Origin of the sequence: Pseudomonas entomophila (genome assembly GCF_029193575.1) — a bacterium.
Classification (GTDB): Bacteria; Pseudomonadota; Gammaproteobacteria; order Pseudomonadales; family Pseudomonadaceae; genus Aquipseudomonas; species Aquipseudomonas entomophila_G.
The window spans coordinates 1-11,112 of the sequence record NZ_JARGCS010000014.1 but is presented as its reverse complement, the minus strand read 5'-3'; the positions used below and the strand labels follow the sequence as shown (position 1 = coordinate 11,112).

Genomic DNA, 11,112 nt, shown 5'->3' with positions numbered 1-11,112 from the left:
TGGGACAGCCCGCTGGGCCTTGCCGACCAATTGGTAGTGCGCGGCGGCCATGACGTGGTCAGCGACCACACCCAGGGCTCGAAGAACGGCGTGCTCTACTACAACCTGCCCTGGGGCTGGTGGAACTTCAGCTACAGCTACAGCGAAAGCGAGTACCGCGCCCAGGCCCAGGGCAACGGTTTCAGCTTCAAGCAAACCGGCGATAGCCAGAACCACCAACTGCGCGCCGAGCGCGTGGTGCACCGCGACGCCACCAGCAAGACCTCGCTCAACGCCGGCATCGCCCACCTGCGCACCAACAACTACATCGAGGACAGCCGCCTGGAGGCCAGCAGCAACCGCCTGAGCGAAGCGCAGTTCGGCTTCAACCACGGCCGTCGCCTGGGCAACGCCTTCGTCAACCTCGACCTGGGCATCCAGGAGGGCATCGGCGCCTTCGACGCTCAGGGCAACGGCCACCCGCGCCCCGGCGAGCCCGTTGCGCGTTACCGCAAGTACAGCGCCACGCTCAGCTACGTGCAGGGCTTCCAGGTGCTCGGCGAGAACCTGAGCTTTAGCAGCCTGGCCACCGGCCAGCGCAGCGAGGACGTGCTGTTCAGCCCGCAGCGCATCAGCTTGGGGGGCGAGGCCTCGGTGCGCGGTTTCAAGGACCAGTCGTTGTCGGGCGACAGTGGCGCGTACTGGCGTAACGACCTGCGCTGGACCCGCCCGGTCACCTGGGCCGCCCTGCGCCCAGCGGTGGCCGAGTATGGCGTGGGCCTGGGCTACGACCTGGGCGTGATCCGCAACGATCGCTACAACGGCGACCGCCATGGCCGTGCCAGCAGCCACGCCTTCGAGCTGTTCGCCCGCGGCCAGCACCTGGCCGCCAGCGTGACCTTCGCCCACAGCCTGGAGCGCCCAGAGGCGCTACCCGACAAGGAACGCCCGGTGTATTTCCGCCTGGACCTGTTCATCTGACCCACCGATTCAAGAGACAGCACATGGACGTTCGCCGCTTCGCCTTCCTTGCCCGCCAGCCATCCGCCCGCCTGCAGCCGCGCACGCAGTTCTGCGGCCTGCCCAAGCGCGGCCTGGCGTTCCTGCTGGCCAACGTCATGTTCTGGCAACCGCTGTGGGCCCAGGCCGCCGACGGCGTGGTGGTCAGCGCGCCGGGCACCAGCCTCGGCCAGGCGGGCAACGGCGTGCCGATCGTCAACATCGCCGCGCCCAACGGCAGTGGGCTTTCGCACAACCAGTTCAGCGACTACAACGTCGGCCAGCAGGGCCTGATCCTCAACAACGCCACTGACCGCACCCAGGCCACGCAACTGGGCGGGATCATCCTCGGCAACCCCAACCTGCAAGGGGCGGCCGCCAGCACCATCCTCAACGAAGTCAACGGCACCAACCCCAGCCAGTTGCGCGGCTACACCGAGGTGGCCGGGCAGGCGGCGCGGGTGATCGTCGCTAACCCGCACGGCATCACCTGCAACGGCTGCGGCTTCATCAATACGCCCCAGGTGACCCTGAGCACCGGCAAGCCGGTGATCGACAACGGCCAGTTGAGCCGCTTCCAGGTCGACCAAGGCAGCGTGGCCATCGAAGGCGCGGGGCTCAATGCCGGCAACGTCGACCGTTTCGAGATCATCACCCGCAGTGCCAAGGTCAACGCCGAGCTCCAGGCGCGCAATCTGACGATCATCGCCGGGCGCAACGATGTCGACGCCCAGACCCTGGCCGCCACCCCGCGCACGGGCGCCAGCGGGGATACGCCGGCACTGGCCATCGACTCCAGCGCCCTGGGAGGCATGTACGCCGGGGCGATCAAGTTGGTGGGCACTGAGGCGGGGGTGGGCGTGCGCCTGGCGGGTGACGTCGCGGCGTCGGCCGGCGACCTGCAGCTCGATGCCAACGGCAAGGTGACAATGGCCCAGGCCAGCAGCACCGGCAACCTGACGGTCAAGGCTACGCAGCTCGAGTTGGGCGGAAAGACCTACGCTGCAGGCGACGTCGACCTGCGCAGCAGTGGCGAGCTGGCCAACCGGCAGACCCTGGCGGCGCGCGGGCAGGTCCGCCTCGAAGCAGGCCAGTTGAGCAACAGCGGCGTGATCGAAGCGGGTGTGGAGCCTGACAACAGCCGCAACGGCCGCGGCGATGTCACCCTGGCCAGCCGGAACATGACCAACAGCGGCCAGGTCATCGCCGGCCGCGACCTTAGCGTCACCGTCGCCCAGACCCTCGACAACCGTGGCGGTGCGCTGCAAGGCGAGCGCCAGCGGCTCAGCGCCACGCACCTGGACAATCGCAAGGGCCAGGTGCTGGCTGCACAGGCGCTGGAAGTCAGCACCGCCAGCCTCGACAACCGCAACGACGGTGTCCTGAACAGCAAGGGCAGCGCGACGGTGGCCACCGCTGGCCGGCTGGACAACCGCGGCGGGCAGGTGATCGGCGTGCAGGGGCTGAAGGTGTCGGCCGACGACCTGAACAACGCCGATAAAGGCCTGATCGCCAGTGAGGGCCAACTGGGCCTCGATGCCACGGACCTGGACAACCAGGTCGGCACACTGTCTGCCGCGCGCCAGCAGGTGCGCGTGTCCCGTCTCGACAACCGCGAGGGCACGCTGGTCGGCAAGGCCCTCGAGCTGAACGCCCAAAGCATCGACAACCGCCAGGGCCGCATCGTCGCCAACGACGGCCCGGTGCGCGTGCGTGCCGAGCAGCAACTGGACAACCGCGACGGCACCCTGCAGGCGAGCGGCCATGTGCAGGTTGATGGCGGCGCCTTGCTCAACCAGGGCGGCACCGTGCTCGGCACCAGCGTCGGGCTCGACCTTGCCCGCCTGGACAACAGCCTCGGCGGCAAGGTGATCGCCGACAGCGGCGCCCTGCAACTGGACGCCCGCGGCGCGGTGGACAACCAACAGGGCCTGCTGCGGGCCGCGGCGGCGGTGACGGTCAACGCTGCCAGCCTCGACAACCGCGCAGGCGTAGTGGTCGGCCAGCAACTGAAGGCCGACGTCGGTGGCGGCGTGCTCGACAACCGGGGCGGCCAATTGCTCGGCACGCGCCTGGAGCTGGCCGCCCAGCGTCTCGACAACCGCGACCAGGGCCAGGTACTGGCTGGCAGCGATGGCCTGAAGATCACCGCCACCACCCTGAGCAACCAGCAGGGCAAGCTGCTCGCCGGCGGCGCGCTGGCGGAGTTGCTGTTGGGCTCGGGGCGTCTGGAAAACCAGCAGGGCAGCCTGGTGGCCAGTGCCATTCGCGTCAGTGCGGCGGATCTGGACAACAGCGCCGGCGCGCTCAGCAGTCTGGACGGAAACCTGCAACTGACCGTACAGCGCCTGGTCAACCACACTGGCCTGATCGAAGCCAGCCAGGCACTGCTGGTCGACGGCCAACGCCTGGACAATCGCAGCGGTGGCCGCCTGATCGGCCATGCTGGCGCGCAGACCCGACTGGTCCTGGATGAACAGTTGGACAACCGTGGCGGGCGCATCGCCAGTGCCAGCACTGACCTGCTGCTGCAGGCGCCGAGCCTGCTCAACCAGGGCGGCACCCTGGAGCACGCTGCCCAGGGCCAGTTGCAACTGCGCGCGGCCCACCTGAGCAGCGCCCTGGGCCAGATCAACGGTCTGGGCAACGCCACCTGGACACTCGGCACGGTCGAGGGCGTCGGCACCTGGCACCTCAATGGCAATCTCGACATCAGCGGCCTGCAAGGCATCGCCCTGAGTGCCGGCGAGCGCATCGCCAGTGCCGGCGACCTGCGTCTGGCGGGTCAGTCCCTGAGCAACGCGGGCGAGCTGCTCAGCGACGGCAAGCTGACCCTGCAGATGACCGGCGACCTGGCTAACCAGGGCCTGATCTCCGCCTTGCGCGGCCTGCGCATCGACGCGCGTCACCTGACCCAGGAAGGCGGCCGTATCGCCAGCGGCGCACCGCTGGTACTGGCGCTGTCGGGGAACCTGAGCAACCTCGGCCGGCTGACCGGCACCTCAACTCTCGACATTACCGCAGCCAACTTCGTCAACCAGGGCACCCTCGGTGCCCAGGGCAAGGTCAGCCTGCGCGTCGACGGCATGATCGACAACCAGCAGGACAGCCTGCTGTTCGCCGGCGCCGACCTGGACCTACGCAGCGCCAGCCTGCTCAACCGCTACGCCGACATCTACAGCAAGGGTGACCTGCGTTACGCGGCCCTCGACGGCGGCAAGGCCGACAACTTGCGCAACCTCTCCGGCAGCATCGAGAGCGAACGCAACATCGACCTCAAGGTCACCACCCTGGAAAACGCCAAGGCCGACTTCGAGCCGGGCAAGGTCATGACCGGCCGCAACATTCGCATCAACTGCACCCATTGCAGGGGCAGTCGCCATACCGCGACCTATATCGTCACTACCACCTACAAAGGCACGGTGCTGCGCGACTCGCCGGCTGCGCGCCTGCTGGCCAACCAGGACCTGCTGCTCGACACCGTCACCGTGATCAACGGCCAGAGCCTGCTGGCCGCCAACCGCAACCTTACTGCCAACGCCCAGAACTTCTACAACCGCGGGCAGACCCTCGACAACAGCATCGAGGAGGACACCTACTGGTTGCTCGGCGTGCGCAAGGGTGCATATCGTGTCGCTGAGGCCGACACCATTGCCTGGAACCAACAGAACGCTGGCTTGCCGCCCGAGCAGCAGGCGCCGATTCCCGCCTCGGTCACCCAGTACCAGTACCTGGGCCGCAACACCCAGGTTCTGCCGGGTACCGACACGGCCTTTACCGGTACCGTGCAGGCAGGCGGCATGCTGTCGCTCAATGTCAGCGGTGAATTGGTCAACGGCACCCTTGAACCGCACGCCAACGCCCAGCTCACCGGCAAGGCCCTGGACAGCGCAGCAGTGGAGGCTGGCGAGGTGCGTGTCACCCTCGGCACCCAGGCCGGCGACCCCGGCCCGCTGAAGGACGTCAAGCGCGTCGAAACCACCGCCGCCGACGGCAGCATCCAGGTCAGTTTCGTCCCTGTCGATTTCAGCGGTGCGCCCTTCGTCAGCATCGACCCCACCGCGTTGCCGGGTTTCCGTCTGCCCCAGGGCGACTACGGCCTGTTCGTGCGTAGCCGCAACCCGGCCTCCGGCTACCTGATCGAGACCAACCCCGAACTCACCGATCCCGGCCGCTTCATGGCCTCCAGCTACCTGCTCGGCAATCTCGGTTTCGACCCCGACCAGGCGGCCCGCCGGCTGGGTGATGGCCGCTATGAAACCCGCCTGATCGCCGAGGCCGTGCGCGCCCAGACCGGCCAGCGTTTCCTCGCTGACGGCCTGAACAGCGACTACGAGCAGTTCAAGTACCTGATGGACAACGCCGTGGCCAGTAAGGATGCCCTGGGCCTGAGCCTGGGCGTAGGCCTGACCGCGCAGCAGGTGGCCGCGCTGACCCACGACATCGTCTGGATGGAGTCGCGCGTGGTCGATGGCCAGACCGTGCTGGCGCCCGTGCTGTACCTGGCCAAGGTCGACGCGCGCAACCTGCGTGGCGGCAGCCTGATGCAAGGTCGCGACCTCAACCTGGTGACCGGCGGCGACCTGAAGAACGTTGGCACCCTGCGTGCCAGCAACGATCTCAGCGCCGCCGCGGGCGGCAGCCTGTACCAGGGCGGCCTGGTGCAGGCCAACCAACGCCTGGGCCTGATGGCCCAGGACAGCATCCGCAACGCGCTGGCCGGCGAGATCCGCGGCAACCAGGTCAGCCTGGTGTCGCTGACCGGCGACATCGTCAACGACCGCACCGCCACCGAAGTCTCGGTCGGCTCGGGGCGTGCCACGCGTGTCGACGTTGGCAGCGTGATCAACGCCCGCGACAGCCTGACCCTCGATGCCGCCGGCGACCTGACCAACAAGGCGCGCCTCGAAAGCGCTGGCGACCTGGCGGCGAAGGCTGGCGGGGACATCAACCTGCTGGCGGTCGAGGACCGCACCCTGAGCCTGCAGGCCATTCGCGGTGGGTTGCGTACCGAGGAGACGGTAAAGCAACTGGGGTCGAGTGTGACGGCGGGGGGGCGTGTCGCGCTGCAGGCGAGGGGCGACCTGAATGTCATCGCCAGCAGCGTGCAGGCAGACAGGAATCTTCTGGCCACCGCCGGAGGCGATGTCAATGTGGTTGCTGGTGAGGACCTGCACAGCGTCGAGAGCCACTCCAAGCGCGGCGGCAAGAAAGTTCATACGGTCGATGAGCAAACCCGTGTAGTTGGCGCAAGCCTCACCGCAGGCGGCAATCTGGACCTGATCGGCGGCGGTGATGTGACGCTTGCAGGCAGCAAGCTCCAAGCCGGTGAAGATGCGTATGTCTACGCAAGCAAAGGTCTGAACCTGTTGGCGCTGCAGGAGCGTGACTACAGCCTGTACGACATGGTCAAGAAAGGTAGCTTTGGTGCGAAGCAGACCCAGCGGGACGAAGTGACGAAGGTTCAGCATGTCGGTAGTGAAATCACTACGGGCCGGGACCTGATGTTGGAAAGTGGTGCAAGCCAGCATTATCAGGTGGCCAAGCTCGACAGTGGCAACAATCTGATTCTGCAGAGCGGTGGTGCTATCACCTTCGAAGGGGTGAAGGACCTGCATCAGGAGAGTCACGAGAAGAGCAAGTTGAACCTGGCGTGGAACAGTGCCAAGGGTAAGGGTAATACGGATGAGACATTGCGTCAGACACAGATGGTGGCGCAGGGGGAGTTAGCTATTCGTGCTGCCGGTAAGATCAGTATTGACATTAAGGAAATTGATCAAAAAACAGTCAGTCAAGCGGTTGATGCGATGGTCCAGGCGGAGCCTCAACTGGCGTGGATCAAACAGGCCGAAGCCAACGGTCAAGTTGATTGGCGATTGGTGAAGGAGATCCATGACAGTTGGAATTACAAAAACTCAGGGTTGGGTGCAGCACCCGCGCTGATAATTTCTATTGTCGCCAGCATGTACCTTGGCCCTCTTGCCGGAGCCATGGCTAGCAACTTCGCGGTTGGTACGATCAATGGCGGCGGAGACATGGGTGCAGGTCTGAAAGCGGCCACTAGCAAAGATGCCATAAAAGGCTATGCCACCCAGATGGTGACGAGCGGAATTCTGAATGGAATAGATACGGCCGTCGCTGGTTGGAATCCCGATGGTCCATTGATTCTAAATGCAAATGGTATCAACAATCCAGGCTATGGTTCAGGTATGTTGGATTGGAGTACGGCTGGTGAGAACGTACTTCGAAGCAGCACACATGCTTTGGTCGCAGGCAGTGTGAATACGGCGATAAATGGCGGTAGTTTAAAAGATAATCTTGGGGCCGCTGCCATTTCGGAAGGCCTCGATCTCACAGCCGCTTTGGGGAATAAACAGATCGGTGATCTGGGTGAATACCTGAAAGTAAGTTCAGGGTCTGCACAAAAAATCCTGATGCATGCAGTTTTGGGCGGTGCACTTTCTTCTGCAACGGGCGGGGATTTTAAAACGGGTGCACTAGCAGGTGCTGCGGCACAAGGGCTGACGGCGGTTACAACTGAAAAACTAGGTAAATACTTGGATTCGCGGTTTGCTACGGACGACCAGTTCAAGATTGCGACCGCTCAAATTATTGGAGTCTTGGCTGGAGCGTTGGGCAATGGCAGTCCTGAGACCGCCAGTTGGGTGGCAGGGAATGCTCAGCGTTACAACGATTTTTTGCATCCGGGTGGGACCTGGGGGGCGGAAGCCGTCAGTCTCGGTACCGATATGATCGAGAAAGGCAAGACTCCGGATCAGGTTTCTGAAGCGTTCAGGTCCCTAGCGAGAAGCGATGGGTATCAAGGACCAGGTCATGATTATGTCGCTGGCTGGGTGTATGCTCCCGGCACATTGGGAGTGTTTGTGGCGCCAGCAGCAGGTGTGGCAGGTGTCGTATCAGGCGCGGCGATTTCCGGCGGGGCGAATATCAGTTATCAGTTGTCCACCAATAAGCCGTTTAGTTACGTGGATGCATCGATTGCTGCTACTGTTGGTGGAGCAACTCAGGGCAGAGGGTTAGGGTTTACCCTTGGTGCTGGATTGGGTGGGTCTTATGTGGGGAGTTTGATCAAGGGCGAGGATTCGACGTATTCACTTCTGGGAACAGCTCTGGGTGGCGTGTTGGGTTTTAAGGGAGGGCAAGGAGTGTCTGGTCAGTTGAAACCAGTTGTCGGAGAAGCAGCTGATATATACGGCAACGTGGCTGGTTCTGTATTCTCTGAAGTCGTTGGGGGGCAAGTCAGTTCTGTAGGGGATAAAAAATGAAGCTGGAAAGAGTTGGCTTTTTTTTGATGGCTATGTTGCTGGTGTATTCTGTATTGCTTTTTCTTGGGATTGGGGTGTTGGGGCACCTTGTAGGGTCGATTGTTGGTTATTATAAGCTTGGCTGTTGGACTTTTGGTTGGGAGGAGATTTATAAGTCTATTATTGTTGGATTGTCTTGCGGGGTTCCAGTCGCTTTAGGGATATGGATGAAGTCAAAGGTGGTAGAGTTTAAGAAAAAGCGCGGCGACTGATTTTAAATTTGTGGGTGTGTTAGGTTTGTCTGGGATTTAGAGAAGCTGAAATATAGTGCCGCGAGTGCTCAGATTTTGGTGGGTTTTCAACCATATATGGAAAGAAATCTTGTGATGGCTAAGCGCCAACAATGAATCAGATGGCGAATCGTTAATCAATAAAATCTACTTCGCATCGTCTGTAAAAGTCCGACCAAGCATGAATGGAGTTTGATTCGCGGTTTTGATTATGAACGGTTGTGGCGTGAGGGACGACCTGCACCATTTATTCAAGCTAAAGAGGTTTTAAGTAGTAAACCAAAAATTATCCCTGATCCTCGCGGTGCGCCGGGATATTTTAAGTATGAGGGAGGTGGGTTGGACATGATTTACAATCCAGCGACTGGTCAGGTTGGGCATATTAGCCAATCAGGATTAAATGAGGGGGAGGCAAAGCCCCATCACCCCAACTTTCCATTTCTCAGCAACAGGACGCAAAGAATGGCCCGTTATTTCAAACATCCCAAACTGCAAAAAGTCGAAGAAGTCAGTTCGTTTCAAACCTTCATGATCATGTTCTTCGGCCCGGTGTACTTGCTTCTTGCCGAACAGTTTAAATACCTGCTGATCTGGATCGCAGCCATGGGACTGGTCTTCACGCTGCTACCACAGTGGACAGCCCCAGTGGCGATAGGGCTTCAACTGTTCTACATGGCCTTCATCCAAAAGTTTCTCGCCGACCGCTACCTGCGCGAGGGTTGGGTCGAGATCAGCGAGGAAGAGGCGCGCACCTTCGATGTGATCGGTTGATCGTAAGCACTCTCTAAATCCCCCCTGGCCCTGGATCAGCAGTGCGATCGGCCCTGCCGTCGCGCCCCTGGGCGCGTCACTGAGCAACCCGTTCTTCCTGCCGATCCGACTACGCCACCAGCCGAGCGTAGGAGGTGCCAACGCGCCTGCTGGATGGCTTTCGCGGCTATGTCATGACCGACGACTACGCCGGGTACAACGCGCTGGCCGCGCAGGACGGCGTCGAGCGATTGGGCTGCTGGGCACATGCTCGACGCAAGTTCATTGAAGCGCAGAACGTGCAGCCGAAGGGCAAGACTGGGCGCGCAGACATTGCGCTGAACCTGATCAACAAGCGCTATGGCATTGAACGCGATTTGCAAGGCGGCAGCGATGAGGCACGCAAGATTGGCCGTGAAGAGCGTAGCTTGCCGGTGTTGGCTCAGTTGAAGAGCTGGATAGAGAAAACCCAGATCCAGGTTACGACGCAGAACGCCTTGGGCAAAGCCATTGGCTATCTGGCCAGCAACTGGAGCAAGTTGGAACGTTACGTCGAGCACGGTTACTTGCCGATCGACGATAACGCCGCTGAGCGCGCCATCCGCCCGTTTGTCGTCGGCCGAAAGAACGGGCTGTTTAGGGATTCTCCGATCAAGTCAGCGCAGATCGTCTGACCTGTGCTGAAATAGCCCTCCGCCCAACTCTCACGCCCGAGCAAGCCTCCACCCCATGAGTCAGATGAGCTTTTCCGATTTCGAATACGCCGGTAAGCGCAAGCAAACCCGTCGTGAGCGTTTCCTGGCCGAGATGGAACAGGTCGTGCCGTGGAGCGGACTGGTCGCGTTGATCGAACCGCATTACCCAAAGGCAGGTGGCGGTCGCAAACCCTATCCATTGGAAACCATGCTGCGCATTCATCTACTGCAAAACTGGTTTTCACTGAGTGACCCGGCTATGGAAGAAGCGCTGTACGAGATCACTTCGATGCGCCAGTTTGCTCGACTGACGCTCAGCGCTCCAATCCCCGAAGACACGACGATCATGAATTTCCGGCACCTGCTGGAGAAGCACCAGTTGGCGGCAGGCATCCTGGAAACCATCAACGCCTACCTGCGAGACAAAGGCTTGTCGCTGCGCCAGGGCACAATCGTCGATGCCACGATCATCCACGCGCCCAGTTCGACCAAGAACAAGGAGGGCAAACGCGATCCGGAAATGCACCAGACGAAGAAGGGAAACCAGTACTTCTTCGGCATGAAAGCGCATATCGGAGCCGATGCTGAATCGGGTCTGGTACATCATGTCCATGGCACCGCCGCCAACGTGGCTGACGTGACGGAAGTTGCCCATCTGCTGCATGGTGACGAGAATGTTGTCTGTGCTGATGCGGGTTACACCGGCGTAGAGAAGCGGCCTGAACATGACGGTCGGCAGGTGATCTGGCAGATCGCAGCACGCCGCAGTACTTACAAGAAATTGAGTAAGCGCAGCGCCCTGTACAAGGCCAGGCGCAGGATTGAAAAGGTCAAAGCCCAGGCAAGGGCCAAGGTCGAACACCCATTTCGCGTCATCAAGCGGCAGTTCGGTTACGTGAAAACTCGTTTCCGCGGGTTGGCCAAGAACACGGCGCAACTGACCACGCTCTTTGCGTTGTCGAATCTGTGGATGGCCCGGCGGCAACTATTGAGCGTGACGGGAGAGGTGCGTCTGTGATGCAGAAAAACCAGAGGCGTCTCTGGTTTTTTGTGTAATGCGCGGCTGAAAAACCGGCTGAACCGACGCTGTCTGCGATCAGGGAGCGGATATCTGGTGACTTGTTCGGAGCATCC

Annotated in this window: 5 protein-coding genes and 1 pseudogene; all 6 read left to right on the top strand. The window is 61.6% G+C overall.

Annotated features, from left to right (window positions below; all coding sequences use genetic code 11):
* On the top strand, nucleotides 1-960 hold a 960-nt coding region (locus P0Y43_RS07925; RefSeq protein WP_275636753.1), incomplete at its 5' end, for a ShlB/FhaC/HecB family hemolysin secretion/activation protein.
* Between the two features lie 23 nt (nucleotides 961-983).
* Entirely contained in the window at nucleotides 984-8,264 is a 7,281-nt protein-coding gene (locus P0Y43_RS07920) for a DUF637 domain-containing protein (RefSeq protein WP_275636752.1), read from the top strand.
* Nucleotides 8,261-8,515: a hypothetical protein gene (locus P0Y43_RS07915; protein ID WP_275636751.1), complete on the top strand. Its 255-nt coding sequence runs from the start codon at nucleotides 8,261-8,263 to the stop codon at nucleotides 8,513-8,515. Before P0Y43_RS07920 ends, P0Y43_RS07915 begins: the two co-directional genes overlap by 4 nt.
* Nucleotides 8,516-8,725: 210 nt before the next feature.
* Complete coding sequence (locus P0Y43_RS07910; RefSeq protein ID WP_275636750.1) at nucleotides 8,726-9,304, top strand: hypothetical protein; 579 nt, start codon at nucleotides 8,726-8,728, stop codon at nucleotides 9,302-9,304.
* A gap of 107 nt (nucleotides 9,305-9,411) precedes the next feature.
* Nucleotides 9,412-9,951 (top strand): annotated as a pseudogene (tnpC, locus tag P0Y43_RS07905) (IS66 family transposase); the annotation flags it as partial.
* Between the two features lie 61 nt (nucleotides 9,952-10,012).
* On the top strand, nucleotides 10,013-10,996 hold the full coding sequence (locus P0Y43_RS07900; protein ID WP_275635279.1) for an IS5 family transposase: 984 nt from the start codon (nucleotides 10,013-10,015) through the stop codon (nucleotides 10,994-10,996).
* Nucleotides 10,997-11,112: the final 116 nt, after the last annotated feature.

Bases quoted from the DNA above. Each gene is read 5' to 3' on its own strand.
- P0Y43_RS07920 (WP_275636752.1), top strand. From the start codon at position 984: ATGGACGTTCGCCGCTTCGCCTTCCTTGCCCGCCAGCCATCCGCCCGC.
- P0Y43_RS07915 (WP_275636751.1), top strand. From the start codon at position 8,261: ATGAAGCTGGAAAGAGTTGGCTTTTTTTTGATGGCTATGTTGCTGGTG.
- P0Y43_RS07900 (WP_275635279.1), top strand. From the start codon at position 10,013: ATGAGTCAGATGAGCTTTTCCGATTTCGAATACGCCGGTAAGCGCAAG.